The sequence below is a fragment of the Sphingomonas glacialis genome, from assembly GCF_014653575.1.
Lineage (GTDB): Bacteria > Pseudomonadota > Alphaproteobacteria > Sphingomonadales > Sphingomonadaceae > Sphingomonas > Sphingomonas glacialis.
The window spans coordinates 356,968-383,360 of sequence record NZ_BNAQ01000001.1; the positions used below are offsets into that span (position 1 = coordinate 356,968).

Consider the following 26,393-nt stretch of genomic DNA (forward strand, 5'->3'; position numbering starts at 1 on the left):
GGATCAGTCTCCCTTGATATGCTGAACGGTCGTCGAGACGCCTTCGCCGCGCAGTACCGCGGCAAGGTTGCCCGACTGACGGATATTGAAGACGACGATCGGAATATTGTTGTCACGGCACAAGGCGATCGCGCTGGCGTCCATTACCTTGAGGTCCTGCGCGAGCACGGTGCCGTAGCTGACAGTGTCGTAGCGCTTTGCGGTCGGCACGAGCTTCGGGTCGGCATCGTAGACGCCGTCGACCGAAGTGCCCTTGAAGAGCGCGTCGCACTTCATTTCCGCTGCACGCAGCGCTGCGCCGCTATCGGTCGTGAAGAACGGGCTGCCGACGCCGGCGGCGAAGATCACGATGCGCCCCTTTTCGAGGTGGCGCTCGGCGCGGCGGCGGATGAACGGCTCGCACACCGACGCCATCGGGATGGCGGACTGGACGCGCGTCTCGACGCCGATCTGTTCGAGCGCATTCTGGACGGCGAGCGCGTTCATCACGGTCGCGAGCATGCCCATGTAATCGCCGGTCGCGCGGTCCATGCCGCGTGCCGCGCCCGAGATGCCGCGGAAGATGTTGCCACCGCCGACGACGACGCAGAGCTCATAGCCCTGGTGCTTCACATCGGCGATTTCGGCCGCGACGCGCGCGATGACGTCGGGGTCGATCGACAGGCCGCCCGAGCCCATCAGGACTTCGCCCGATAATTTCAACAAGATGCGTTTGTGGGCGATTGTCACGAGAATCCAGACTGCAATGGGCTTGGTCCGCCAGCGGGCGGTGCGGCGCGGACCTTATCGGCGACGCCGGATGATTGGAAGCGCGGAAACCGTGCAGAGTGCTCGGGTCGGCGCGGATGTGGGCGTGCCCCCGCTTCCGTCACCCTCGCGAAAGCGAGCGTCCCGCTTCTTCTTCTCGGCCCGGGCCAGGCAGCGTCATCCCCGCTTTCGCGGGGAGGACGGGTTCCCGACGTAACAAGGGCCGCACCATCCGGCGCGGCCCATGCCCTTTATCGCATCACCCGAAGGCGAAACCGAATCGCTTACGCGGCCGGCTGCTGCGGAACGCCCGAAGCGGCAGCGACTTCGGCTGCGAAGTCGCTCGACTCCTTCTCGATGCCTTCGCCGAGCTGGAAGCGGACATAGTCCTTGAGCTCGATCGACTTGCCGGCGGCCTTGGCAGCGTTGGCGACGACGTCCGAGATCTTGGTCTTGCCGTCCATCACCAGCAGCTGGCTGACGAGCGCGTTTTCCTTGCAGTACTTCGCGATCGCACCGTCGACCATCTTCGCGACGATCTCGGCGGGCTTGCCGCTCTCCGAAGCCTTTTCGGTTGCAATCGCGCGCTCGCGGGCGACGATCTCGGGGTCGAGGCCGTCCTCGTTGAGCGCGAGCGGGAAGGCCGCCGCGATGTGCATCGCGATCTGCTTGCCGAGCGGGAGGAGCACGTCCTCGCCAGCTTCGCTCTCGAGCGCGACGAGCACGCCGATCTTGCCGAGGCCAGGCGCTGCTGCGTTGTGGATGTACGGCACGATCGCGCCCGAGGTCACTTCGAGGCGCTTGGCGCGACGCAGGTTCTGGTTCTCGCCGATCGTCGCGATGTTGCTGGTCAGCGTCTCTTCGACGGTGTTCTCGCCGATCGAGGCCTGCTTGATCATCTCGATATCGTCGCCGAGCGCGAGCGCGACTGCGGTAACGTCACGCACGAAAGTCTGGAACTGGTCGTTCTTTGCAACGAAATCGGTCTCGGAATTGACTTCGACGGCCGCACCCGTGGTGCCGTTTACTTCAACGCCGATCAGACCCTCGGCCGCGGTGCGGCTCGACTTCTTGGCGGCAGCAGCGAGGCCCTTGGCGCGCAGCCAATCCATCGCCGCCGTCATGTCGCCAGCTGCTTCGGTCAGCGCCTTCTTGCAGTCCATCATGCCCGCGCCGCTCTTTTCGCGCAGGTCCTTAACCGCTGCTGCAGTGATCTCGGCCATGTGAAAATCCTCATTGTCTGTAGATACGAATATAGGCGGAGCGGGGCAAAAAGCCCTACCCCGCCCATAGGTCAGTTCGGTGACGCTTACGCGTCGATCTGGCGCTCGGCCTCGGCGACCATTTCGGCCTGCAGAGCTGCGTCCGATGCCGGCGTGATTTCGGCGGCAGGAGCCTCCGGTGCCACGGTCAGCGCTTCCTCGGCGGGTGGCGCTTCCATCGAACCGATGTCCTGACGGCGCGACATCTGCTCGTTGCCACCGCGCGTCGCGGCGATTGCGATCGCTTCGCAATACAGGCGGATCGCACGGCTGGCGTCGTCGTTCGCCGGAACCGGGAATGCGATGCCGTCGGGCGAGACGTTCGAATCGAGGATCGCGACGACGGGGATGCCGAGCGTGTTGGCTTCCTTGATCGCCAGCTCTTCCTTGTTTGCGTCGATCACGAACATCACGTCGGGAATGCCGCCCATGTCGCGGATGCCGCCGAGGCTGAGCTCGAGCTTGTCGCGCTCGCGCGTCAGCTGGAGGACTTCCTTCTTGGTCAGGCCGTGCGTGTCGCCCGAGAGCTGCTCTTCGAGCGTCTTGAGGCGCTTGATCGAACCCGAGATCGTCTTCCAGTTGGTGAGCATGCCGCCCAGCCAGCGATGGTTGACGAAGTGCTGGCCCGAACGGCGAGCGGCGTCAGCGACGGGCTCCTGCGCCTGGCGCTTGGTGCCGACGAACAGGACCTTGCCGCCAGCGGCGGTCGACGCCGAGACGAACTCGAGCGCGCGCGCGAAAAGCGGAACGGTCTGCGAGAGATCGAGGATGTGGACGCCGTTGCGGTCGCCAAAGATGTAAGGCTTCATCTTCGGGTTCCAGCGATGCGTCTGGTGGCCGAAGTGTGCGCCCGTTTCGAGCAATTGCTGCATGGAGACGACTGGTGCCGCCATAAGATAGGTCCTTTCCGGTTGTGCCTCTGGGAAGCGAGTCATCCGTGGATCCAGGGTGAAACCCCGGACGGACACCGGCAATATGTGCTTCCCATGCGGTGTGAAGGCGGCTCCGTTAGCCGAGCTTGCCCCAACAATCAACCCGGAACACGACTTGACACGCAGAACGGAAACGGAACATACCATGTTCGAGAGCGGAACGGGGAACCCGAACGCCTTAAGGATGTTGCGACTTTATGACGCTTCACCGTGATAGACGGAGATAAACGATGGCTGTTATCGGTTTCCTGGTTTTTGTAAGCGCGCTGGCAGCGAGCGTTGCGGTGTTCTGGTTGACACTTGTGCCGGCCTTGCCGCGGATCGTTGCGTTGCTCCGCGACGGTGTAGATCCGATGGCGACGCGACCTCCGGTTTGGATCGTTAGCGAACCTCGGCTTCGGGCGCGGATGCGGACGGTGTCGGCGGTAGCCCGGCCGAAGCTGCGCGCTGCCGCTTGACCTTTGCATAGGCGGCGATGCTGAACGGCACCGTCGCCAGATAGGCTGCACACAGGAACGTGAGCGTGTGCCATGGCGCGGAAATCAGCGCCGCGCCGAGCAACACGACGACTGCGATCGCCTCGAAGCGGATATTGGTGCGCAGTTTGAGCGACGACCAGCTGAAGGTCGCGACGCTCGACACCATCAGGATCGCCATCAATGCGACCCACGGCCCCACGATGAACGGCGAGCGCCACAGATCGAGGCCGGTCCAGAACCAGAGATAGAGTGGCAACATCGCGAGCCCTGCGCCGACCGGCGCCGGTGAACCGGTGAGGAAACCGGCCGATTTGTGCGGTTGTTCGGCGACATCGATGCCAGCGTTGAAACGTGCCAACCGCAGAGCACAAAACACCGCGAACACCAACGCGACGAGCCACCCGAAGCGCGGCACTTCCTTGAGCGACCATAAATAGAGAATCAGCGCGGGCGAGACGCCGAATGAAATCGCGTCGGACAGCGAATCGAGTTCAGCGCCGAACCGGCTCTCGCCGCGGACCATCCGCGCGATCCGGCCGTCGATCCCGTCGAGCACACTGGCGATCATCACCATCAGCACCGCGGTTTCCCACTGCTCGGCGATTGCGAAGCGAATCCCGGTAAGCCCGGAACACAAGGCCAAGGCGGTGACCGCGTTGGGCGCGACGGCCCGCAATGGCAGGCCGCGCGCAGCGGTGCGGCGCAGGGGCGTGGTCATGCGGCGATGCCCGGCAGGCCGGCGGACATTATCCGCGAAATGATGACGCTTTCAGCCGCGCACGAACGCACGGTCGGCCATGTAGCGGACAACGCTTCGACAAGCTCGACGCGAATGGCAGGCGAAGACCACCGCACAGGTGACGCTGAAACACGCTCGATCACTGCGCAATCCCGCTTGCGACCGCGCCGCCGATGCGCCCGAGAATCGTCTCGCCAGCCACGCTGCGCTGGCCGAGGACGACCTGGCACGCACAATCATCGGGCAGGAACACATCGAGCCGGCTGCCGAAGCGAATGAGACCGATCCGCTGCCCCGCCGCGATCATGTCGCCTGGCTTGACGAACGGAACGATCCGCCGCGCGAGCAGCCCGGCGATCTGGGTGAAGCCGATGCGCCGGCCGTCGCGACCCTCGACGACTATATGCTGGCGCTCATTGTCCTCGCTCGCCTTATCGAGCTCGGCGTTGACGAACTTGCCGGAGATATAGACCACCTGCTTGACCGTGCCCGCGATCGGGGTGCGGTTGATGTGCACGTCGAACACCGACATGAACACCGAAACGCGGATCAGCGGCGCGTCGCCGAGGCCATTCGGCCCGGCGAGCTCGCGCGGAACGGGCACGCGCTCGATCATCGAGACCAAGCCGTCGGCAGGCGAAATGATCAGACCCTCGCCCGACGGCGTGACACGAACCGGATCACGGAAGAACAAGGCGACCCACAATGCGAGCCCGAGCAGCGGCCACGTCAGGATGGGTACGAACACCCACGCGAGGAAGGCGATCAGCAGCGCGATCGCGACATATTTACGCCCTTCGGGGTGCAGATCGGGAACGCGCCATTTCACGGCTTCGGCGGACGGGTTCAGCTTGTCGGATGGTATCATGCCGGAAACTGTAGCTCACCCCCCTCGCTGCGACAATCGCGAACCCTAAAGCGCTCCGCCCTGGACCGGGTGCGGGTTGATCACCGCGCGCCATGCTCCTAGACGCTCCCCAAACCTCCCTTCAGGAAAGAGCGGAAATGGCGAAGATCAAGGTAAAGACGCCCGTCGTGGAAATCGATGGCGACGAGATGACGCGGATCATCTGGCAGTGGATCCGCGAGCGCCTGATCCTCCCCTATCTCGACATCGATCTCGAATATTACGACCTCGGCATGATGAGCCGCGACAACACCGACGACAAGATCACCGTCGACAGCGCCAAGGCGATCCAGAAGTACGGCGTCGGCGTTAAGTGCGCGACGATCACCCCCGACGAGCAGCGCGTCGAGGAATTCGGCCTCAAGAAGATGTGGAAGTCGCCCAACGGCACGATCCGCAACATCCTCGGCGGCACGATCTTCCGCGAGCCGATCGTGATCAAGAACGTTCCCCGCCTGATCCCGGGCTGGACGCACCCGATCGTCGTCGGTCGTCACGCATTCGGCGATCAGTATCGCGCGACCGATTTCCTCGTCCCCGGCCCCGGCAAGCTGCGGCTCGTGTTCGAAGGCGACGATGGCAAGGTCATCGACCGCGAAGTGTTCCAATTCCCGTCGTCGGGCGTGGCGCAGGCGATGTACAACCTCGACGACTCGATCCGCGACTTCGCACGCGCCTCGATGCATTACGGCCTCAACCTGAAGTGGCCGGTCTACCTGTCGACCAAGAACACGATCCTCAAATATTACGACGGCCGCTTCAAGGACCTGTTCGCCGAGGTCTTCGAGACCGAGTTCAAGGACAAGTTCAAGGAAGCGGGCATCTCCTACGAGCATCGCCTGATCGACGACATGGTTGCGTCCGCCCTCAAGTGGCACGGCGAGTTCGTCTGGGCGTGCAAGAACTATGACGGCGACGTCCAGTCGGACCAGGTCGCTCAAGGGTTCGGCTCGCTCGGCCTGATGACCTCGGTGCTGCTCACGCCCGACGGCAAGACGGTCGAGGCGGAAGCCGCACACGGCACCGTCACGCGCCACTTCCGCCAGCACGAGCAGGGCAAGGCGACTTCGACCAACCCGATCGCGTCGATCTTCGCTTGGACCGGCGGCCTCAAGTATCGCGGCAAGTTCGATGGTACGCCCGAAGTGACCAAGTTCGCCGAGACGCTCGAGCAGGTCTGCATCCAGACGGTCGAGGACGGTCACATGACCAAGGATCTCGCGCTGCTGATCGGCCCGGAGCAGCCGTGGATGACGACCGAGCAGTTCTTCGAGCAGGTCCGCGTCAACCTCGAAGCCAAGATGGGCGAAATCACCGGCTGATACCGGCGTTCCGGGAGATGAGGAGCCCCGGGGTTGCGAGCGTCCTGCTTGCACCCCGGGGCTCCTTGCTCCGCACGGTCGTCAGGTATCGGGCGGCGCGACGACGACGATCGCGCAGTTAATCGCGCTGCCTTCGGAGCACAATCGGCCGACCTCAGCGGCCCGCAACCAACAATCGGATGATGATACCGGCCGGTCCACCGCCGATAATCAGCACATCTGTGTCAGGCATAAGCTGACAAAGCGGCCGCAAGCTGGTCTAACGGCTGCATGGCATCTCCCCTTCTCTCTTCCGGCTTCAGCGACGCGCTCGTTATCCTCGGCGCCGCGGGGTTGGTCATTCCGGCATTTGCCCGCGCGAAGATCAGTCCGGTCATCGGCTTCATCCTCGTCGGCCTGCTCGTCGGGCCATTCGGGCTCGGTGCGCTCGTCAAGAGCTACCCCTGGTTGTACCACATCACGATCTCCGACCCGCACGCGATCGAACCCTTCGCCGAGTTCGGCATCGTGTTGTTGCTGTTCTCGATCGGGCTCGAGCTGTCGTTCAAGCGCCTGTGGTCGATGCGCCAATTGGTCTTCGGTACGGGCGCCGCGCAGCTGATCGCGTCGGGCATTATCCTCGGAACCGGCCTGCACCTGCTGATGGGGCTGGCCTGGACGGGATCGATGGCGCTCGGGATCGCGCTTGCCCTCTCGTCGACTGCGCTGGTGTTGCCGATCGCGGGGACCGCGAGCCCGGTCGGGCGCACCGCGTTCGCGATGCTGCTGTTCGAGGATCTCGCGCTCGTCCCGATCATCTTCGTGCTCGGTGCGCTCGGGCCGATGGCGGCGGCGGCGGGCTGGGCCGGATTCGTCAAGGTCGGCGGCCTCGCGGTGCTGACGGTCGCGATCCTGTTCGTGGGCGGGCGCTTGCTGCTGCCGCGGCTGTTCGCGCAAGCTGCACGCACCAAGAGCCCCGAACTGTTCCTCGCCGCCTCGCTGCTCGTGGTGATCGCCGCGAGCCTGGCGACCACCGCCGCCGGCCTTTCGCCGATCGTCGGCGCGCTGCTCGCTGGACTGCTGATCGCCGAGACCGACTATCATAGCGAAGTCGAGGTGATGACCGCGCCGTTCAAGGGGCTCGCGCTCGGTGTGTTCCTCATTACCGTCGGAATGAGTGTCGATATCGGCGCGATCCTCGCGGATTGGAGCAGCTATCTGCTCGGCATCGCGGCGGTCGTGGCGATCAAGGCGGTGGTGACCTTCGCGCTGCTGCGGCTTTCGGGTCTGGGTGGCGGCGTTGCCGCGGAAACCGGCGTGCTGATGGGCAGCCCGTCCGAGACCACGCTGATCGTGCTCGGCGCAGCGGGACAGGCGCAATTGCTGGCGCCTGGACTTACCAGCTTCTGGCAGACGGTGACCGCGATCGGCCTCACCATCACGCCGCTGCTGGCGATGCTCGGCAAGCGCGCGGCGAAGCGGATCGAGCTCCGCGGCGACACCTTGCCTGAGGCGGAGATTTCGCCCGAGGGGCCGGGCACGGTCGTAATCGGCTTTGGTCGCGTCGGTCGGATGGTGTGCGACATGCTCGCGGTGCACGGCCAGCCCTATGTCGCGGTCGAGGCGGACATCGACGCAGTGACCGCAGCGCGCGCCGAGGGATATCCGGTGATTTTCGGCGACGTGGTCCGTCCCGAGCTCGTCGACCGACTCAATCTGGGGCGCGCCAAGGCCTTGATCCTGACGATGAACGACCCGGTGCTGAGCGTGTCGATGACGCGGCGAGTGCGCGGCTGGGTGCCCGATCTGCCGATCATCGTGCGCGCACGCGATACCGCGCATGCCGCGCAACTCTACAAGGCCGGGGCGAGCGATGCCGTGCCCGAGACGCTCGAAAGCTCGCTCCAACTTGCCGAGGCTGTGCTCACCGATCTCGGCGTCGCGGTCGGGCCCGTGATCGCCTCGATCCACGAAAAGCGCGACGAACTGCGCCAGGAGATCAAGGCGGCGGCCGAGATGGAAGTCCTGCCGCGGCTCAAGCGGGTGCGCGGCATCATCCGTACCGAGGGTAGCCCGGCCTGACGCCGACGTGCGGCCCCGCCGCGCGTTGATCCGAAACGCCGCTAATCGCGCCGCGATCGACTGAGGGCAAACCGCCATCGTTTGATGGCAATTGCAGCGGTTTGGGACAACATCCCGCCGGCTCGATCAACGGCAAACGCGCTCAACACGCGCGCGCGCGCATCCGAAACCGATGCAACCGGCTTTGACGCGGCCCGCCGCATGATGCGACCAGGAGCAGCGCCAACGCTCGCGCTGCCGAACCTCTCCCCGATCGACTCGATCCGACAGCCTCCGCTGCCGGCACCGGACACCCGCGTCGGGAGAGAATCGCCAGCCCGCCGTCCTGCGCCTGTGATCGCGTCGTCGCATCATCATCGCCCAGGGGGACATCATGACGTGTGGTTGCTGCATCATTCCAGAAGACATCCTGCTCCGCTTCGCATCCGATCCCGAACTGTCCGACGCGGCGCGCCAGGCGCTGCATCACACCGCCGAGATCAGCGGCCAGATCCGCGCGTTGCGCCAGCAGAACGCCGCGCTGACGCTGACCGCGCTCCGGCTGCCCCTGCCGCGCCCGCCGATCCCGTTTCCGCTGCCGCACGTGCTTCCCGCCGCGCACGTCTTCGATTGTCACCACACGACGGCGCTGCCCGGGGTGCAGGTCGCCAATCCGGGGTCGTCGCCCGACGGTCCGATCAAGCGCGCCTATGTCGAATCGGAGAATGTCGCGAAATTCTACTGGGACAATTTCAAGCGCGATTCGATCGACGGCAACCACATGACGCTCGTCTCCTCCGTCCATTACGGCGTCAAATACAACAACGCCTTCTGGAACGGCGCGCAGATGACGTACGGCGACGGGGACGGCCAGATCTTCCTCGATTTCACGCTCGGCGAGGACGTGATCGCACACGAACTGACACACGGCGTGACGCAGCACAGCCTCGGCCTTGCCTATTCGGGCGAGGCCGGCGGGCTCAACGAGAGCATGTCCGACGTCTTCGGATCGATGTTCCGCCAATGGGAGAAGAAGCAGGTCGTCACCAAGGCCGACTGGCTGATCGGCGCCGACATCATGGGCCCGCTCTCCAAGCAGAAGGGCTTTACCTGCCTGCGCGACATGGCGTCCCCCAAGAGCCCGCACGCAATGGCGCCGCAGCCCGACCATTATTATCCCGGCATCGGCAACCTCGATCCGCATTATTCGAGCGGCCCGCCCAATCTCGCCTTCTACAAGGCGGCCCAGGCGATTGGCGGGCATTCATGGGAAAAAGCCGGCAAGGTCTGGTACACGGCACTGACCACAGCGCCGCCGATGCCCAATATGACGATGTCCAAATTCGCCGCCCGCACCCGTAAACTCTCGACGAGCCTGTTCCCCAATGATCCTACGGTCCATAACGCTGTCGACGCTGCTTGGACTGCTGTCGGCTTGTAATCCCGGTCGGCCCGCGGCCCTCCCAACCAAGGCAATCGCGATGCGTGAGATTTCGATCGAAGGCTTTGGCGGATTCGTTGGTGCGGGAGGGCCGGCGAGCCACGTTCATCAGCGCGGCCGGCTGGATTGGTCGGCTTTGTCGGCGGCCGATCAGGCGGGGCTCGACCGGCTCTTTGCCGAGCAGGCGCGAGTCGACGCCAACCTGTTCTATCGTCTGACGCGGGTTGGCGCAGGCGGGACCGAGACGGTCGATGCCCTGCCCGACCAGATCCCGCCCGCGCTCTTGGCGAGCGTGCAGACGACGCTCGACTGAGGGCGCGACGACGCTGGAGGTGGGGCGGGACGGCTGGCGTTACGCCGCCAGCGCCGCCTTGACCGCGTCGACCGCCTCGCCACCCTTGGCGCCATCGGGGCCGCCGCCTTGCGCCATGTCCGGGCGACCGCCGCCGCCCTGACCGCCGAGCGTGGCGACGGCGATCTTGAGCAGATCGACCGCGCTGCGCGTCGCCACGAGATCGGCGGTGACGCCGACCGCGACCGAGGCGCGACCGTCATTGACCGCGACGATCATCGCGACGCCCGAGCCGAGGCGTTGTTTCATGTCGTCGACCGTGCCGCGCAAGCCCTTCGGGTCGAGCCCCTCGACCACTTGTCCGAGGAACGCGACGTCGCCGATCATCTCGGGACCAGCGGCCGCCGCCCCTGCCCCACCGCCGAGCGCGAGCGCCTTCTTGGCCTCGGCGAGCTCGCGCTCGAGGCGACGGCGATCTTCGACCAAAGCGGCGACGCGCGCCGGCACTTCATCGGGCGACGATTTGAGCGCGGTCGCGGCTTCGCGGAGCTTCTCGTCGCGGCCGGTGAAATAGGCACGCGCAGCCTCGCCGGTGAGCGCCTCGACGCGGCGGATACCCGACGACACGGCGCCTTCACCGACTACCGCGAACAGGCCGATGTCGCCGAGCGCGCGGACGTGCGTGCCGCCGCACAGCTCGAGCGAGTAGGTCTTGTCGACCCCGTCCTCCTTGGCGGTCCCCATCGACACGACGCGGACTTCGTCGCCGTACTTTTCGCCGAACAGCGCCATCGCGCCTTCCTCGATCGCTTCGTCGGGCGTCATCAGCCGCGTCGCGACGGGCGAATTGCCGCGGATGTGATGGTTCACGTCGGCCTCGACCAAGGCGAGCGCGGCCGGATCGATCGCGCTCGGCTGCGAGAAATCGAAGCGCAGGCGTTCGGGCGCAACCAGGCTCCCTTTCTGCGCGACATGCAGGCCGAGCCGCTGGCGCAGCGCCTCGTGCAGCAGATGCGTCGCGCTGTGGTTGGCACGGATGCGGTCGCGGCGCGCGCGGTCGATCGTCAAGTGAAGCGCGTCTCCGACCGCGATCTCGCCTTCCGTGATCGTGGTGGCGTGCGCGAACAGGCGACCGAGATACTTCCGCGTATCCTCGACCTGGCCCACCACGCCCGGCGCGGTGAGCGTGCCGGTGTCGCCGACCTGACCGCCGCTCTCGGCGTAGAAAGGCGTCTGGTTGAACAGGATCTCGACGCTCTCTCCCGCAACGGCGCGCTCGACGCGCGCGCCGTCCTTGACGATCGCGACGACCTGGCCCTCTCCTTCTTCGGCGGTGTAGCCGATGAATTCGGTGCTGCCGGTCGCCTCGGCGATGTCGAACCAGACGTCGTCGGAGGCGCGCTGGCCCGAGCCCTTCCAGGCGGCGCGCGCGGCGCGCTTCTGCTCGGCCATCGCGGTGTCGAAGCCGGCGCGGTCGATGCCGAAGCCCTGTGCGCGGAGAGCGTCCTCGGTCAGATCGTAGGGGAAGCCGAACGTGTCGTAGAGCTTGAACGCGGTCTCGCCAGGCAGCGTCGCGCCCGCTTCCATGCTCGCGGTCGCTTCGTCGAGCAGCCGCAGGCCGTTGACCAGCGTGCGGCGGAACTGCGTTTCCTCCTGCAGCAGCGTCGATTCGATCGACGCCTGTGCGCGGACGAGCTCCGGGTATGCCGCGCCCATTTCCGCGACGAGCGCGGGCACGAGCCGATGCATCAACGGCTCCTTCGCACCGAGCAGATGCGCGTGGCGCATCGCGCGGCGCATGATCCGACGCAGCACATAGCCGCGGCCCTCGTTCGACGGCAGCACGCCATCGGCGACGAGAAAGCCCGACGAGCGGAGGTGATCGGCGATGACGCGGTGGCTCGCCTGCGTGCTCGGCGTCAACGCCGCGCCCGATTGCGCGACCGAGGCGCCGATCAGCGCCTTGAAGGTATCGGTGTCATAATTGTCGTGGACGCCCTGGAGCACCGCGGCAACGCGCTCGAGCCCCATGCCGGTATCGATCGACGGCTTGGGCAGCGCGGTGCGCGTGCCGTCGGCCGATTGCTCGAACTGCATGAAGACGAGGTTCCAGATCTCGACGAAGCGATCGCCATCCTCGTCGGGGCTGCCGGGAGGACCGCCGGGGATGTGATCGCCATGATCGAAGAAGATCTCCGAGCAGGGCCCGCACGGCCCGGTGTCGCCCATCGACCAGAAATTGTCGTTGGTCGCGATGCGGATGATGCGCTCTTCGGGGAGTCCGGCGATGCGGCGCCACAGGTCGAACGCCTCGTCGTCGGTATGATAGACGGTGACGGTCAGCCGGTTGGGGTCGATCCCCCATTCCTTGGTCAGCAAATTCCAGGCGAGCGTGATCGCGCGCTCCTTGAAATAATCGCCGAACGAGAAATTGCCGAGCATCTCGAAGAAGGTGTGGTGCCGCGCGGTGTAGCCGACATTGTCGAGGTCGTTATGCTTGCCGCCGGCGCGCACGCACTTCTGCGACGAGGTGGCGGTGACATAGGGCCGCGATTCGAGCCCGGTGAAGACGTTCTTGAACGGCACCATCCCGGCATTGACGAACATCAGCGTCGGATCGTTCTGCGGCACGAGCGGCGCCGAGGCGACCTTGGCGTGGCCGTTGGCCGCGAAATAGTCGAGGAAGCTGCGCCGGATGTCGTTGGTTGAAACCGGGATCGAGAGCGAAGGCTGGGTCATGCGCCGTGGCTTAGGCGAGCGCGCGGCTTAGCTCAAGCGGGGCTCGGTTGGTCTTGGCGCGATCACAGGATTCCGATCTCGTGGAGCCAGCGTTCGGCAAGCGACGGCCACATGTCGACCGGGTGCCCAGTGCGACGCAGCGCGAAAGCGTGATCGCCTTTCGCAAAGAGGTGCAGTTCGGCCGGCACACCGGCTGCATCGAGCGCGCGCGCATACATCGTGCTGTTGCAGACCGCGTCGGTGCGATCATCCCAGTTCTGCACGATGAAGGTCGGCGGGGTGCGTTTCGTCACCCGAATCGTTGGGTTGAAGCCCGTGTCGCGCATGCAGAGATGCCCGGGATAGGCGGCGATCGCGAAGTCGGGTCGGCTGCTGACACGGTCGATAGCATCGACTGGGCGATATGCGGGCGTGAAGATATTGCTCGTTTGCGCGACGAGGTAGCCGCCCGCGGAGAAACCGATCACGCCGATCTTGGCGGGGTTTACCCCGAACTCCGCGGCGCGGGCGCGGACCGTCCGAATCGCACGCTGCGCATCCTGCAACGCGCGGAGCACCTTTGGCGTAACCTGGCAGTGGCAATCGCCGTCGCCATAGGTGTCGGTCTTAGGCACGCGGTATTTGACTAGGATGCAGATAATCCCCTTCGCGGTCATCCAGTCGCAGATCTCCGTGCCCTCGAGGTCGATCGCCAGCACCTGAAAACCGCCGCCGGGGAAGACCAGCATGGCAGCGCCAGAGCCGGGGCGGCCTGGCCGGAACAGGGTGAGGGTCGGTGTCGAGACGTTGAACACGCCCGTCACTGGGCGCCCTTCGAAGCGGTGCGGATTGGTGCTCGTCTCGCGGTGCTCGGGCGGCAGCGCGAAGCCAGCCATGTCGGGGGCGCCGTGCGGCCAGAGCGGGACTTGCTTCGTCCCGGCCGGTGGCTGCCAGACGCCGACGGTCCTGACCGCGACGGGTTCGGCGGGCGCGGTACTCGATGCGAGCGCTCCCGCTGCCAGCCCGAGCGCGGCGATCAGGCCTGCCGCCAATCCGCGATGCATCGGCATCATCTTGTGGCCCCTTTAGCCCAATGGCGCATCAAGCGAGGTCGGCGGGACGCTGAACCATTTCGGGCCACTCGGGGTCATGTGGAAGCAATCCTCGAGCCGCACGCCGAACTTGCCCGGCAGATAGAGGCCCGGTTCGTCGGAGAAGCACATCCCCTCGATCAGCTTGGTCGTCTCGCCATGGACGAGATTGACCGGCTCGTGGCCGTCGAGCCCGATGCCGTGGCCGGTGCGATGCGACAGGCCCGGGAGCGCGTAACGCGGTCCGTAGCCGAGCGACGTATAATAGGCGCGAACCGCATCATCGACCGCGCCCGCCGGTGTGCCGAGCTGCGCCGCGGCGAAGGCTTTCGCCTGGCCGGTGCGGACCTGCTCCCACACCGTGCGCTGCTCCTTGCTCGCCGCGCCGTAGACGAAGGTGCGCGAGACGTCGGATTGATAGCCCTGCACCGCGCAGCCGCAGTCCATCAGCACGATCTGCCCGTCGGCGACGATCTGCGGATCGCGGCTCCCGTGCGGGAAGGCGGCGGCGGGGCCGATCAGGACGAGCGCGAATTCGGGGTCGCCGCCGAGCTGCACCGTCGCGGCGTTCATCAGCGCGGCCACGTCGGCGGGCTTCATGCCCTTTTCGACGCGTGGCCAGGTCCAGCGATAGGCGGCGATGGTGACGTCGGTCGCCGCCTGCATCAGCGCGATCTCGGCGGCGGTCTTGCGCATCCGCACGCCGCGCACGACCGGGTTGGCGCTGACGATCTTCGCGCCCGGCAGCGCATGCGCGAGGCCGTCGACCGCGAAGTAGCGCACCGTCTCCTCGATCCCGATCGGCCGACCGCTAAGCTTACGGTCGCGCAGGAAACCGGCGACGAGTTTGGCGGGATCCTCGTCCTCCTGCCAGACACGAACTTCCGCGGGGACGCCGAGCGTCTGGCGGACCGAGGGTTCCTCGAAGAACGGCGTGACGATGCACGGCTCGCCCTCGACCGGCAGGATCGCCGCGGTGAGGCGTTCGCTGCGGTGCCAGGTGACGCCGGTAAAATAGACCAGGCTCGAGCCCGATTCGATCAGCACCGCGCCGATGCCGGTGGCGCGCATCAGGGCTTGCGCACGCTCGATCCGGGCGCGGCGTTCGGCTGCGCTGATCGGCATGGTGGCGGTGGTCAGCGAGCGCAGGCCCGAAAGGTCGGGCGCAGCGGCGCGGACGACGGCCGTCGACAGAATGGGGAGCGCCGCGGCGGCGCCGACGAGCGCGCGACGGGTGATCGGGCTGCCTGAAGTCGACGCGGTTCGGTTCTGATCGGCCATGCTCGCACTCCCCAATTCGGGCACGTGTCTGCCAGCCCTGCCAGCGGCTCGCAACGCCTTGCGTGGCGGTGCGCGCTTGACCGGGCGCGCATTCTCCCCTTGATGACCGTGAAAGACGACATTGGGGCGACACGTGGCGAAACGGCTGACTAGCTATATCCTGATCGGGCTCGTGCTCGGGTTGATCGTCGGCTGGGCGATCCATTTCCAGATCGCCGACGGCACCCCCGCCGCGACCGCGCGGCTGAAGGACATCGGTGCGGGCTTCTCGATCGTCACGACGATCTTCCTGCGGCTGATCAAGATGATCATCGCACCTCTTGTCTTCTCGACGCTCGTCGTCGGGATCGCGCATATGGGCGACATCGCCGCGCTTGGCCGGGTGGGTGGGCGCACGATGGCGTGGTTCGTCACCGCCTCGCTCGTCTCGCTCTCGCTTGGGCTTTTGCTGTTCCACGGGATCGAGGCGGTGATCGACCTGGTCGCGCCGGGAACGGGCTTCGGCTTCAAGCTGCCGCCGCCCGCCGCCTCGGTTGGGCTCGACGAGAAGGCGTTCAACCTTACCAACTTCATCACGCATATCGTCCCCTCGTCGATCGTCGAGGCGATGGCGACCAACGAGATCATCCAGATCGTGCTGTTCTCGGTATTCGCCGGCGTCGCGCTGACCGCGATCGGCGAGAAGGGCGAACCGATCGTGCGCGGCGCCGAAGCGCTCGCCGCGATGATGCTGCAGATCACCGATTACGTGATGCGCTGCGCGCCGATTGCGGTGTTCGCGGCGATCACTGCGACGATCACGGTGAATGGGCTCGGGATCTTGTGGTCGCTCGGGCTGTTCGTCGGGGGCTTCTATCTGGGGCTGGCGACACTGTGGCTGCTGCTGTTCGGCGCGGCGTTCGTCTTCATCGGGCCGCGCGCCTTCGGTCTCGCGCGCTATATCCGCGAGCCGATCCTGCTGGCGTTTTCGACCGCGTCGTCCGAGGCGGCGTATCCGCGCACGCTCGAGGCGCTCGACCGCTTTGGCGTGCCGCGGCGGATCTCGAGCTTCGTCCTGCCGCTGGGGTATTCGTTCAACCTCGACGGGTCGATGATGTACATGACCTTCGCGACGCTGTTCATCGCGCGCGTCTACGGGATCGACCTGCCGCTCGGCACGCAGATCGTGATGTTGCTCGTGCTGATGATCACTTCGAAGGGGATTGCCGGCGTGCCGCGCGCCTCGCTCGTCGTGATCGCGGCGGTGATGGGGCAGTTCGGCATCCCCGAGGCGGGGTTGCTGCTGATCCTGCCGGTCGACCAGTTCCTCGACATGGGCCGCTCGGCGACCAACGTCGTCGGCAATGCGGTGGCAACGACGGTGGTGGCGAAGTGGGAGGGCGCGCTCGGCGAGCCGCAGGCGGCGGAGATCGAGCCGCCGCATGCGCCGCATGGGGCTTAGCGCTTACCGCACCATTCCTTCCTGCGGTCACCCCGGCCTTGTGGCGGGGTCTACCGTGCCGCGCGTGCTACGACGGCAGGAGCGGGATCACGGTGGACCCCGGGACGAGCCCGGGGTGACGGGTATTGGGGGTCGCCCCCGTCTTCACGCGTAGGCGTAGGGCCCGCCCTTTTCGAGCGCTGCCTGATAGGCCGGGCGGGTATGGATCTTGTCGAGCCAGGCGATCGTCGCTGGGCGGCTGTCGTCGAGCCCGGCGCGGCTCTTTGCGGCTTCGAGCGGGAAGCTCATCATGATGTCGGCGCCGGTCAGCTGGTCACCGGCGAACCACGGCCGCTTGGCGAGTTCGGATTCGACGTAATCGAGATGGACGTCGATCATCGGCTGGACACGCTTCGCGGCGGTTGCGCCGATCACCGGGATGCGGTTGAGCACGAGCAGCAACAGCAACGGCGGCATCACCGACCCCTCGGCATAATGCAGGAACTGGCGATAGCGCAGCACGTCGTCGCGGTGCGCGGGCGGCCCGAGCTTCCCGTCGGCATATTCGACCAGATAGTCGATGATCGCGCCGGTCTCGACCAGCGTCTGCCCCGCGGCGGTGTCCTCGAGGATCGGCGACTTGCCGAGCGGATGGACGCGCTTCAGCTCGGACGGGGCGAGCATCGTCTTGGCGTCGCGCTGGTAGCGCTTGATCTCATAGGGCAGCCCGAGCTCCTCGAGCATCCACAGGATGCGTTGCGAGCGCGAGTTGTTGAGATGGTGGACGATGAGGGTCATGCGCGCGCTCCGGTGGTGGACAGGATCAACCGATCGTAACGCGCAACGCGGAACGTCGCACTAAAGTCGCACCATCGTGGTGCCTACCTCGTCGCGACGACCCGACCGTCATGGGGCGGTCCGACATCGGACGCTGCTCGGGCGGAGGGGCGGGCCCCGGCACAAGGCCGGGGTGACGATAGCGTAGTTTTCGATCGGCGCCTGATCCTGTGAAGCGCCTGCCGTTTGACGAGCCCGCCATAGCAAAGACCCGCCATTGCTGGCGGGCCTTCGCGGTTTTGCGACGACCAACCAAAGCCGCCTGTAGAAAGAACGCGGCCGAGCCCCGCCGCCGCTCCCTGCCCCGGACCAAGCCGGCCCGGAGCGGATCTCACATCTCGGGCTCGTCCCCGTCATCGGGCTCGCCGCCGACCATCATTTCCTCGGCGACCTTGTCGGTGCGCGCGCGGATCGAGGCTTCGAGCCGGTCGGACATTTCGGGATGCTCCTTCAGGAACGTCTTCGAATTCTCGCGGCCCTGGCCGATGCGGACGCTGTCGTAGGAGAACCACGCGCCCGACTTCTCGACCAGCCCGGCCTTGACGCCGAGATCGAGGATCTCACCGATCTTCGACACGCCCTGCCCGTACATGATGTCGAATTCGACCTGCTTGAACGGCGGCGCGACCTTGTTCTTGACGACCTTGACGCGCGTCGTGTTGCCGATGATCTCGTCGCGATCCTTGATCTGCCCGGTGCGGCGGATGTCGAGGCGGACCGAGGCGTAGAACTTGAGCGCGTTGCCGCCGGTCGTCGTCTCGGGGTTGCCGTACATCACGCCGATCTTCATGCGCAGCTGGTTGATGAAGATCACCATGCAGCGCGAACGGCTGATCGAGCCGGTCAGTTTCCGCAAGCTCTGCGACATCAAGCGCGCCTGCAGGCCGACATGGCTGTCGCCCATCTCGCCCTCGATTTCGGCGCGCGGCACCAAGGCCGCGACCGAATCGACGACAAGCACGTCGATCGCGTTCGAGCGCACCAGCGTGTCGACGATCTCGAGCGCCTGCTCGCCCGTGTCGGGCTGGGAGACGATCAGCTCGTCGATGTTGACGCCAAGCTTCTTGGCATAGACGGGATCGAGCGCGTGTTCGGCGTCGACGAACGCGGCGGTGCCGCCGGTCTTCTGCGCTTCGGCGATCACGTGGAGCGCGAGCGTCGTCTTGCCCGACGATTCGGGACCGTAGATCTCGATCACGCGCCCGCGCGGCAAGCCGCCGACGCCGAGCGCGATGTCGAGCCCGAGCGAGCCGGTCGAGATCACCTCGACCTGCATCGTCTGCTTCGACCCGAGCTTCATCGCCGAGCCCTTGCCGAACGCGCGATCGATCTGCGCGAGCGCTGCCTCGAGCGCCTTTGCGCGTTCGTCCTTGGCCTTTTCGGCGGCCTTGTCCGTGGATGCTGCCATTTTGCTGTCGATGACCTTCAAAGATACCGCCATTGGTAGCTCCCGTCGCTAGACCGAACGCCTCATGCGTTCAATGCGTGACAGCGATGTATCGCATTTGTTCTGTGAGAACAAGTGTGGAACGACGGTGCTTTTCCGAGGGTCGTAGGACAGGTTAACACCGCAGGTTATGGCATCCCGCCGCCGCCCGCCGCGCCATAGACGTGGCCGGTGGTGTAGCTGGCGCCGTTTTCGGCGAGCAGAACGTAGATTCCGGCGAGCTCGGCGGGCTGGCCGGGTCGGCCGAGCGGCGTCATGCTGCCGAAGCTTTCGAGCTTTTCCATCGTCGCGCCGCCCGACACCTGGAGCGGCGTCCAGATCGGCCCCGGCGCGACGCCGTTGACGCGGATGCCGCGCGGGGCGAGCTGCTTCGCCAGGCTGCGGACGTAGTTGGTCGTCGCGGCCTTGGTCATCGCATAGTCGTAGAGATCCTTCGACGGGTCGGTCGCCTGTTCGGAAGTCGTGCCGATAATCGCCGAGCCGGGCTTGAGATGCGGCAGCGCGGCCTTGATGATCCAGAACGGCGCATAGATGTTGGTCTTCATCGTCGCGTCGAAATCCTCGCTCGACACGTCGAGGATCGAGGCGCGGGTCTGCTGGCGCGCAGCGTTGCTGACGAGGATGTCGAGACCGCCAAGCTCCTTGACCGCGGTCTCGACCAGCTTCTGGCAGAAGGCCTCGCTGCGCAGATCGCCGGGGATGGCGACCGCCTTGCGGCCCGCCTCGCGGATCAACGCGACCACAGCGCGCGCATCCTCCTCCTCGGCGGGGAGATAGTTGATCGCGACGTCGGCGCCTTCGCGCGCATAGGCGATCGCAGCTGCCGCACCCATGCCCGAATCACCGCCGGTGATGAGCGCCTTGCGGCCGAGCAGACGACCCGAGCCGCGATAGCTCTGCTCGCCATTGTCGGGCTTGGGGGTCATCTTCGACGACAGGCCGGGCCATGGCTGCGACTGCTTTTCGAACGGCGGCTTAGGCCCGCTCCGCGGATCCTTGAGCCCCGCCGCGGGCGCTGCCCCGGCGGGCGTTCCTGGCGTCTTGGCAAAGGCCGAGCCGGTCGCAGCGGTCGCGACGCCGAGCGCAGCACCGCCCACGACGGCCCGGCGGGAAACGGAGGATTCATCGTTGCTGCTCATGGGTCGATCTCGCTCGCTATCAAAGGTCGAGCGGGTAACTCATGGCGTCTGCACGCGGTTCACAAACAAGCCGGGTTTATTCGGCTAACCTCAATCAAGCCGCGCTGGCGGTGCCCAACGCATCGAGCGCCTTCGACACGCCGTCCATCGTGAACGGCTTGGGCAAGGTCGGGCGGTCGCGGAACTGCTCGGCGACGGTATCGTGCGATCCGCCGGTGGCGAAGACGAACGGGATACCCTTTTGCGCAAGCACTTCGGCGATCGGAAAGCTCTTCTCGCCGCCGCGCAGATTGACATCGAGGATCGCCGCATCGACACCGCCATCCGCGATGATCGCGACCGCGCCCTCCACGGTATCGGCCGAGCCCGCGACGGATTTACCAAGCACATCGAGGAAATCCTCGATCATCATGGCAATAAGGGGCTCGTCTTCGACGATCAGGATACTCTGGGCGCTCATTGTGTGCCTTTAGCGTCCTGGAACGCCGTCCGCCAAGTCATTTCGCACGAAGCACGTCGCGCGTCGCCTCGGCGAGCTCCTGGACCGAGAAGGGCTTGGCAAGGAAGGCAACATTGTCGAGATCGATCGACTTGCGGATCGTTTCCTCGGCATAGCCCGACATGAACAGGATCGGCAGGTCGGGATAGCGCGCGCGCACCTGGCGGACGAGCGTCGGTCCGTCCATCAACGGCATCATGACGTCGGAGATGAGCAGATCGGGGCGATCGCAGCGGGCCAGCAGCTCGAGCGCCGCCTCGCCATGCTCGGCGGTGAGCACGGTATAGCCCTGCCGCGCGAGCGCGCGTTCGGCGACGGCGCGGACCATGTCCTCGTCCTCGACCAGCAGAATCGTGCCGCTGCCCCACAGATCGGCGGGCTTTTCGCGCGGGAGCACCTTGGCCGGCGTCGCGTCGACCAGCGCGCCCGCGGTGTGGACCGGCAGATAGATCGTGAAGACTGCGCCCGACGTGCCCTTCGGCCCGCTCTTGACGGTATCGGCGAAGATCCAGCCACCCGATTGCTTGACGATGCCGTAGACGGTCGACAGCCCGAGCCCGGTGCCCTTCCCCACTTCCTTGGTGGTGAAGAACGGCTCGAAGATCTTGGGCAGGATGTCGGGCGGGATCCCGCCGCCGGTGTCGGCCACTTCGAGCACGACATAGTCCGCCGCAGGCAGAATGTCCGAGCCGAGCTTGCGCACTTGCGCCGCGGTGACCGCGTAGGTCTGGATCGTCAGCGTGCCGACGCCGCGCGGATCCTTGGCGATCATCGCGTCGCGCGCATTGACCGCGAGGTTGACGACGACCTGTTCGAGCTGCCCCGGATCGGCGCGCACCGGCGAGAGGTTGCGGCCGTGCTTCACCGTCAGCGTGACGGTCTCGCCGAGCAGCCGCTTGAGCAGCGTCGAGACTTCGGAAATCACGTCGGGCAGCTGCAGCACTTGCGGGCGCAGCGTCTGCTGGCGCGAGAAAGCGAGCAATTGCCGCGTCAGGCTCGCTGCGCGGTTCGAATTGGCGCGGATCTGCTGGATGTCGTCATAATCGCTGTCGCCGGGCGAATGGCGCATCAGCATCAAGTCGCAGTGGCCGATGATCGCGGTGAGGATATTGTTGAAATCGTGCGCGACGCCGCCGGCGAGCTGGCCGACCGCCTGCATCTTGGTCGCTTGCGCGACCTCGCGCTTGAGCCGCGTTTCCTCGCTATTGTCCTTGAGGCTGAGCAGCACCGCCGAATCGCCCAAGCCTCGCGCACCCGCGATCGACAAGGCGACGGGTTCGTCGGGATGGTCCTTAAGCCGCACCGCGAGATCGGTCGAATGCGTCGCGCCGCCTGCAAAGCGGCGGATCGCGTCGGCGACGACGCCCTTGTCCTCGCGCACCAGCAGATCGCCCGGATAGATCGGCGGGCTCGCCGGATCGACCGCGGCGGCGCGCGCGAAGGCGTCGTTCATCTGTAGGAAGCGGCCATCGCCGCCGATCAGCGCGACGCCGAACGGCATCAGCGACACGAGGCTGCGGATATGCGCGCTCGCGCTCTCGCCGATCGCGGCGTGCCCCTCCTCCTCGTCGATCAGCGCGACGAGCATCGGCGCGTCTTCGCCATCGAGGAACGGGATCTGCAGCACGCGCAACGGATTGCGCGTCAGCCCCTCGCGCTCGAAGCGCGCCATGCCTTGCGCGTCGGTGATGAGGAAACGCGCGAAATCGCGCCCGATGATCGCGCCGTCCTCCTGCCCCATCGCGCGCGAACGCAGCACGCGGTTGGCGGCGCGGATCCGGCCGTCGGGGTTGATCAGCGCGGCCATGATCCCGGCGCTGCCGAGCCGGTCGCCCGTCGCACCGGCGATGAGGTTTTCCATCGTCTTGGCGAGATCGAGCCCTTGCGAGGCGAAGAAGCGCCAGACGAGCAGATTCTCGTCCTCGCCGACGCGCGTGACATCGGCCGAGAGCGCCGCGCCCTTGACGACCAGGCGATCGACGCTCGCCGCGCCATCGCGCCACGCCGCGCGCCCGGCGCTGCCGAGCCGATCGACCCCGCCCGCGTCGAGCGGCAGGCCGGGCGGTGTCGGAAAACCGCCGAACAGCGCTTCGTAGCGGTCGTTCGCACAGACGAGCCGCCCAGCGCGGTCGGTCACCGCGATCGCGTCGGGGCTGCTTGCCGCGAGCGCGCGCGCGACGCTCCAATCGGGTTCGATCGCGGTGCTGGCCGTTGCCGGGAACAGCCGGCGCGCTGCGATCAACCCGCCTGTCACGACGAGCGCCGCCGCGAGGAAAGCCGCAGCGATCACAAGGCTGTGGAGAATGCCGAGGATGACCAAGGCGGCCGCCAGACCGCAGCCGAGCGCAATCAGAGCGGCGCTGCGTGTGGCGGTGGCGTGGGGGGGCGCAGGTAGCGGGACCATCGCGTCATGCTGTGAGCGCTACACGGCTGACGTCAAGGGCTTAAGCGGCGGGGCGCCGCGGATCGGTCACGAGGCGCGCCGCGCTCAAAGACCGAAAAGGAGGCCCCAGCGCGCTGCGCCGGGGCCTCCAGGCATTTTACCAGACCTTCACGCGCTCGGCAGGCGCGAGGTACATCTTGTCGCCAGGCTTTACCCCGAATGCGGCGTACCAGGCGTCGACGTTGCGCACTTCCATCGTGCGGAACGGACCCGGCGAATGCGGATCGCTCAGCAACTGCGAGCGCAGCGCGGGCTCGCGGAACTTGATCCGCCAGACCTGCGCATAGCCGAGGTAGAAGCGCTGGTCGCCGGTCAGCCCGTCGATCACCGGCGCGGGCTTGCCGCCGAGCGAGCGATGATAGGCGTCGTACGCAAGCGCGAGACCGGCGAGATCGGCCATGTTCTCGCCGAGCGTCAGCCCGCCGCGGATGTGCTGGCCAGGGAGCGGCTCGTACGCGTCATACTGCTTGACCAGCTGGTCGGTCATCGCGGTGAAGCGCGCGACGTCCTGCGGCGTCCACCATTCCTTCAAGGCGCCGGTCGGATCGAACTTGCGGCCCTGATCGTCGAAGTGATGGCTGAGCTCGTGGCCGATAACGACACCGATGCCGCCATAGTTGACCGCGGGATCGGCCTTCGCGTCGAAGAACGGCGGCTGGAGGATCGCCGCCGGGAAGACGATCTCGTTCATCGGCGGGTTGGCATAGGCGTTCACCGTCATCGGGGTCATGCCCCATTCGGTACGGTCGATCGGCTGGCCGAGCTTGTGCAGGTCGCGCTGATACTCGAACTGGTTCGCTGCGGCGACGTTGCCGACGAGATCGTCACGCTTGACCTGCACCGCGGTGTAATCGCGCCACTTGGTCGGATAGCCGATCTTGGGGGTGAAAGCGGCGAGCTTGGCGTGCGCCTTGACCTTGGTCTCGGGCGCCATCCAGGTCAGCTTGTCGATCCGCGTGCCCATCGCCGAGATGATGTTCTTGACGAGCTGATCGGCCGACGCCTTCGATGCCGGCGGGAAATAAGCCGCGACATATTGCTGGCCGATCTCTTCGCCGAGCGCGCCCGACACCGTCGAGACGCCGCGCTTCCAGCGCACCGGCTGCTGCGGCGCGCCGCTCAGCACGGTGCCGTAGAACGCGAAATTGGCATCGTTGATCGGCTTGGACAGATACCCCGCATACGAGCGCATCGTGCGCAGGATCAGGAAGTCCTGGACGACCTGCACGGGGGCATCGGCGAACGCCTTGGCCTCACCCGCGATCGCGCTCGGCATCCCGACGATATAGTTCGCCTGGCCGGCAGCCCCGGCCGCCTGGAAATAGGCCGCCCACGGGAAGCCCGCGGCCTTGCCGTCGAAGTCGGCAGGGAGATATTTGTTGTACGTCAGATCGGCGTTGCGCGACTTGACGCGGTCCCAATGCGCCTCGGCGAGCGTCTTCTCGAACGCGAACACGGCGGCGGCGCGCTGTGCGGCATTGTCCTGCCCGGCAAGGCCGAGCATCGTTGCCTGATACGCTTGATATTTGGTGCGCGTGTCGGCGAGCTTGGGGTCGTCCTTGAGATAATAATCGCGGTCGGGGAGACCGAGGCCGCCCTGATAGACGTGGACGATATAGTTCTCGGGAGCCTTGTCGTCCTGCCCGACGCCGACGCCGAACAAGCCGCCGACGCCACGCTGCTGGAGCTTGGCCATCTCGGTCGCGAGTGCGGCCTTGTCCTTGGCGGCCTTGATCTCGCCGATCCAGGGCTGGATCGGCGCGATGCCCTTCGCGTTGACCGCGGCTTCATCCATGAAGCTCGCGTAGAAATCGCCGATCTTGTTGCCCGGCGTCTGCGTCGCCTTGTCGAGGATGATGCGCGTCCGCTCGAGCGAGCGATCGGCCAGCGCGTTGAACATCCCGTAGGTCGCCTTGTCGTCGGGGATCTGCGTCTTGGCTTCCCACGCGCCGCCGGCATATTTGGCGAAATCGTCGCCGGGCTTTACTGCGCTATCCATGCCGGCGGTATCGATGCCGAAGCTACCGATCTCGGCGCCGGTGCTTGCGCTCGGCGCAACGACGGGCTTGGGCTTGCTCGTCTGGGCGTAGGTTACGCCCCCCGCAGCGGCCGATGCCAGCAGCGAGAGTGTAAGGAGCGAAAACCGCATACAAATGTATCCTTCCTGAACCGTATTGCCGCGTGTTGTACCGCTATGACACGGCCAGTCAAATCGTTCTTGTCGCCCCGCCGCGATGCGCGCGCGCGCGCCATTTCCGTGCGATCCGCAGCCGCCAGACGAGGCTCGTCACGCCGTAACCCGCGACCGAGAGCCCGATCGCCAGGATCACCAGCCCGACGATCGTCGCGGGGCCGCCATGCGACACCAGCCAGTGCAGCCAGCTCGCATTCGCCGCGACGTTGCTCGCGATCGGCGCGCCGGGAACATCGCGGTCGAGCCGCAGCACCCAATGGCCGATCTCGTACGCGCTCCAGAACAGCGGGACGGTGGTCAGCGGATTGTGGAGCAGCGTCGTGCCGACCGCCACGGGCACGTTCGCGCGCACCGGCAGCGCGGTCAGCGCGGCGAGCGGCATGTGCGCCAGGGGAAAGAGGATGCCGGTGAACAGCCCGAGCGCGACGCCGCGCGGCACCGAGCGGCGCGTGAAGCGCCACAGCGACGGTGCGAGGATGCGGTGCGAGACGGGGCGGAGAAAGCGATTCGCCTCGATACTGTCGCGCGTCGGCACATGACGGCGCGCCCAGCCCGTCGCACGGGCAACGGGTCCGCCACGCGCCACGCGATCAGCCACGGTCGCGCATGATCCGGCCCTGCTCACGCTTCCAGTCGCGCTCTTTGATCGAGTCGCGCTTGTCGTGATCCTTCTTGCCCTTGGCGAGCGCGAGCTCGATCTTGGCGCGACCCTTCGAGTTGAAATAGACCATCAGCGGCACGAGCGTCATGCCCTCGCGGTTGACCGCGCCATGCATCTTGTTGATCTCGCGCTCCTTGAGGAGCAATTTGCGGACGCGCTTGGGCTCATGGTTGTAGCGGTTGCCGTGGCTGAATTCGGGCACGTTCGAATTGATCAGCCAGACCTCGCCGTCCTTCACCTCGGCATAGCTCTCGGCGATCGAGCCGGTGCCGCTGCGCAGCGACTTCACCTCGGTACCCGTCAGCGCGATTCCCGCTTCGTACACTGTCTCGATGTAATAATCGTACCGTGCGCGTCGGTTCTCGGCGACGATCTTGGTCTTTTCGAAGAGCGGGGGTTTCGGACGTGCCATGGGAGCCGCGATGTAGGCGTTGCCGCGACGAAACAAAAGCCATGCGGACAATTTAGCCGACGCGCGCAAGCAAAGCGCGCGCGAAGCCCC

Annotated in this window: 21 protein-coding genes; 5 read left to right on the forward strand and 16 right to left on the reverse strand. The window is 66.1% G+C overall.

Annotated elements, in window-relative coordinates:
- Positions 1 to 3: 3 nt before the first annotated feature.
- From pyrH to IE187_RS01585, 5 genes are all read right to left on the reverse strand, one after another.
- Positions 4 to 678 carry a UMP kinase gene (pyrH, locus tag IE187_RS01565; protein WP_229839259.1) on the reverse strand — a complete coding sequence of 225 codons (675 nt, stop codon included), beginning with the start codon at positions 676 to 678 and terminating at the stop codon, positions 4 to 6.
- A gap of 353 nt (positions 679 to 1,031) precedes the next feature.
- Complete coding sequence (tsf, locus tag IE187_RS01570; protein ID WP_189674832.1) at positions 1,032 to 1,970, reverse strand: translation elongation factor Ts; 939 nt, start codon at positions 1,968 to 1,970, stop codon at positions 1,032 to 1,034.
- An 86-nt stretch (positions 1,971 to 2,056) separates the two neighbouring features.
- A complete protein-coding gene (gene rpsB, locus IE187_RS01575) occupies positions 2,057 to 2,902 on the reverse strand; it encodes a 30S ribosomal protein S2 (protein ID WP_189674833.1) in 846 nt (281 codons plus the stop codon).
- Between the two features lie 420 nt (positions 2,903 to 3,322).
- Positions 3,323 to 4,138 (reverse strand): CDP-alcohol phosphatidyltransferase family protein, encoded by an 816-nt coding sequence (locus IE187_RS01580; RefSeq protein ID WP_189674834.1) that lies wholly within the window; start codon positions 4,136 to 4,138, stop codon positions 3,323 to 3,325.
- Between the two features lie 160 nt (positions 4,139 to 4,298).
- Complete coding sequence (locus IE187_RS01585; RefSeq protein ID WP_189674835.1) at positions 4,299 to 5,027, reverse strand: phosphatidylserine decarboxylase; 729 nt, start codon at positions 5,025 to 5,027, stop codon at positions 4,299 to 4,301.
- Positions 5,028 to 5,164: 137 nt separating this feature from the next.
- Between IE187_RS01585 and IE187_RS01590 the strand changes: the two genes are divergently transcribed.
- From IE187_RS01590 to IE187_RS01605, 4 genes are all read left to right on the forward strand, one after another.
- Positions 5,165 to 6,388, forward strand: coding sequence for an NADP-dependent isocitrate dehydrogenase (locus IE187_RS01590; RefSeq protein WP_133188514.1), 1,224 nt, complete (start codon positions 5,165 to 5,167; stop codon positions 6,386 to 6,388).
- 270 nt (positions 6,389 to 6,658) lie between these two features.
- Positions 6,659 to 8,449, forward strand: a complete 1,791-nt coding sequence (locus IE187_RS01595) for a cation:proton antiporter domain-containing protein (RefSeq protein ID WP_189674836.1) — start codon at positions 6,659 to 6,661, stop codon at positions 8,447 to 8,449.
- Between the two features lie 373 nt (positions 8,450 to 8,822).
- Positions 8,823 to 9,869: a M4 family metallopeptidase gene (locus tag IE187_RS01600; protein ID WP_189674837.1), complete on the forward strand. Its 1,047-nt coding sequence runs from the start codon at positions 8,823 to 8,825 to the stop codon at positions 9,867 to 9,869.
- A 40-nt stretch (positions 9,870 to 9,909) separates the two neighbouring features.
- Positions 9,910 to 10,182: a hypothetical protein gene (locus tag IE187_RS01605; protein WP_189674838.1), complete on the forward strand. Its 273-nt coding sequence runs from the start codon at positions 9,910 to 9,912 to the stop codon at positions 10,180 to 10,182.
- A 39-nt stretch (positions 10,183 to 10,221) separates the two neighbouring features.
- On the opposite strand, the gene alaS is transcribed toward IE187_RS01605, so the two are convergent.
- The 3 genes from alaS to IE187_RS01620 form a co-directional block, all read right to left on the reverse strand.
- Positions 10,222 to 12,900 carry an alanine--tRNA ligase gene (gene alaS, locus IE187_RS01610; RefSeq protein WP_189674839.1) on the reverse strand — a complete coding sequence of 893 codons (2,679 nt, stop codon included), beginning with the start codon at positions 12,898 to 12,900 and terminating at the stop codon, positions 10,222 to 10,224.
- 62 nt (positions 12,901 to 12,962) lie between these two features.
- On the reverse strand, positions 12,963 to 13,952 hold the full coding sequence (locus IE187_RS01615; RefSeq protein WP_229839177.1) for an alpha/beta hydrolase: 990 nt from the start codon (positions 13,950 to 13,952) through the stop codon (positions 12,963 to 12,965).
- 12 nt (positions 13,953 to 13,964) lie between these two features.
- Positions 13,965 to 15,251, reverse strand: coding sequence for a M24 family metallopeptidase (locus IE187_RS01620; protein ID WP_189674840.1), 1,287 nt, complete (start codon positions 15,249 to 15,251; stop codon positions 13,965 to 13,967).
- Between the two features lie 133 nt (positions 15,252 to 15,384).
- Between IE187_RS01620 and IE187_RS01625 the strand changes: the two genes are divergently transcribed.
- Positions 15,385 to 16,692, forward strand: a complete 1,308-nt coding sequence (locus IE187_RS01625; protein ID WP_189674841.1) for a dicarboxylate/amino acid:cation symporter — start codon at positions 15,385 to 15,387, stop codon at positions 16,690 to 16,692.
- Positions 16,693 to 16,836: 144 nt separating this feature from the next.
- Here the strand turns inward: IE187_RS01625 and IE187_RS01630 are convergent, their stop codons facing one another.
- From IE187_RS01630 to smpB, 8 genes are all read right to left on the reverse strand, one after another.
- A complete protein-coding gene (locus IE187_RS01630) occupies positions 16,837 to 17,469 on the reverse strand; it encodes a glutathione S-transferase family protein (RefSeq protein WP_189674842.1) in 633 nt (210 codons plus the stop codon).
- Between the two features lie 370 nt (positions 17,470 to 17,839).
- Complete coding sequence (gene recA / locus IE187_RS01635) at positions 17,840 to 18,949, reverse strand: recombinase RecA (RefSeq protein ID WP_029625358.1); 1,110 nt, start codon at positions 18,947 to 18,949, stop codon at positions 17,840 to 17,842.
- 134 nt (positions 18,950 to 19,083) lie between these two features.
- Positions 19,084 to 20,094, reverse strand: coding sequence for an SDR family oxidoreductase (locus IE187_RS01640; protein WP_189674843.1), 1,011 nt, complete (start codon positions 20,092 to 20,094; stop codon positions 19,084 to 19,086).
- 94 nt (positions 20,095 to 20,188) lie between these two features.
- The gene (locus IE187_RS01645; protein WP_189674844.1) at positions 20,189 to 20,554 is read right to left on the reverse strand and encodes a response regulator; all 366 of its coding nucleotides are present in this window, start codon (positions 20,552 to 20,554) and stop codon (positions 20,189 to 20,191) included.
- Between the two features lie 37 nt (positions 20,555 to 20,591).
- Positions 20,592 to 22,997, reverse strand: a complete 2,406-nt coding sequence (locus IE187_RS01650) for a response regulator (RefSeq protein WP_189674845.1) — start codon at positions 22,995 to 22,997, stop codon at positions 20,592 to 20,594.
- Positions 22,998 to 23,133: 136 nt separating this feature from the next.
- Positions 23,134 to 25,185 (reverse strand): M13 family metallopeptidase, encoded by a 2,052-nt coding sequence (locus IE187_RS01655; protein ID WP_189674846.1) that lies wholly within the window; start codon positions 25,183 to 25,185, stop codon positions 23,134 to 23,136.
- A gap of 58 nt (positions 25,186 to 25,243) precedes the next feature.
- Positions 25,244 to 25,828, reverse strand: coding sequence for a DUF2062 domain-containing protein (locus IE187_RS01660; RefSeq protein WP_189674847.1), 585 nt, complete (start codon positions 25,826 to 25,828; stop codon positions 25,244 to 25,246).
- Positions 25,821 to 26,303: an SsrA-binding protein SmpB gene (gene smpB / locus IE187_RS01665; RefSeq protein WP_010186783.1), complete on the reverse strand. Its 483-nt coding sequence runs from the start codon at positions 26,301 to 26,303 to the stop codon at positions 25,821 to 25,823. Before smpB ends, IE187_RS01660 begins: the two co-directional genes overlap by 8 nt.
- Positions 26,304 to 26,393: the final 90 nt, after the last annotated feature.

Bases quoted from the DNA above. Each gene is read 5' to 3' on its own strand.
- IE187_RS01580 (WP_189674834.1), bottom strand. From the start codon at position 4,138: ATGACCACGCCCCTGCGCCGCACCGCTGCGCGCGGCCTGCCATTGCGG.
- IE187_RS01655 (WP_189674846.1), bottom strand. From the start codon at position 25,185: ATGCGGTTTTCGCTCCTTACACTCTCGCTGCTGGCATCGGCCGCTGCG.
- IE187_RS01595 (WP_189674836.1), top strand. From the start codon at position 6,659: ATGGCATCTCCCCTTCTCTCTTCCGGCTTCAGCGACGCGCTCGTTATC.
- IE187_RS01630 (WP_189674842.1), bottom strand. From the start codon at position 17,469: ATGACCCTCATCGTCCACCATCTCAACAACTCGCGCTCGCAACGCATC.
- smpB (WP_010186783.1), bottom strand. From the start codon at position 26,303: ATGGCACGTCCGAAACCCCCGCTCTTCGAAAAGACCAAGATCGTCGCC.
- IE187_RS01605 (WP_189674838.1), top strand. From the start codon at position 9,910: ATGCGTGAGATTTCGATCGAAGGCTTTGGCGGATTCGTTGGTGCGGGA.
- IE187_RS01585 (WP_189674835.1), bottom strand. From the start codon at position 5,027: ATGATACCATCCGACAAGCTGAACCCGTCCGCCGAAGCCGTGAAATGG.
- recA (WP_029625358.1), bottom strand. From the start codon at position 18,949: ATGGCGGTATCTTTGAAGGTCATCGACAGCAAAATGGCAGCATCCACG.
- IE187_RS01645 (WP_189674844.1), bottom strand. From the start codon at position 20,554: ATGAGCGCCCAGAGTATCCTGATCGTCGAAGACGAGCCCCTTATTGCC.
- IE187_RS01650 (WP_189674845.1), bottom strand. From the start codon at position 22,997: ATGGTCCCGCTACCTGCGCCCCCCCACGCCACCGCCACACGCAGCGCC.
- IE187_RS01640 (WP_189674843.1), bottom strand. From the start codon at position 20,094: ATGAGCAGCAACGATGAATCCTCCGTTTCCCGCCGGGCCGTCGTGGGC.
- rpsB (WP_189674833.1), bottom strand. From the start codon at position 2,902: ATGGCGGCACCAGTCGTCTCCATGCAGCAATTGCTCGAAACGGGCGCA.
- IE187_RS01620 (WP_189674840.1), bottom strand. From the start codon at position 15,251: ATGGCCGATCAGAACCGAACCGCGTCGACTTCAGGCAGCCCGATCACC.
- alaS (WP_189674839.1), bottom strand. From the start codon at position 12,900: ATGACCCAGCCTTCGCTCTCGATCCCGGTTTCAACCAACGACATCCGG.
- IE187_RS01615 (WP_229839177.1), bottom strand. From the start codon at position 13,952: ATGATGCCGATGCATCGCGGATTGGCGGCAGGCCTGATCGCCGCGCTC.
- IE187_RS01600 (WP_189674837.1), top strand. From the start codon at position 8,823: ATGACGTGTGGTTGCTGCATCATTCCAGAAGACATCCTGCTCCGCTTC.
- pyrH (WP_229839259.1), bottom strand. From the start codon at position 678: ATGGGCTCGGGCGGCCTGTCGATCGACCCCGACGTCATCGCGCGCGTC.
- IE187_RS01590 (WP_133188514.1), top strand. From the start codon at position 5,165: ATGGCGAAGATCAAGGTAAAGACGCCCGTCGTGGAAATCGATGGCGAC.
- tsf (WP_189674832.1), bottom strand. From the start codon at position 1,970: ATGGCCGAGATCACTGCAGCAGCGGTTAAGGACCTGCGCGAAAAGAGC.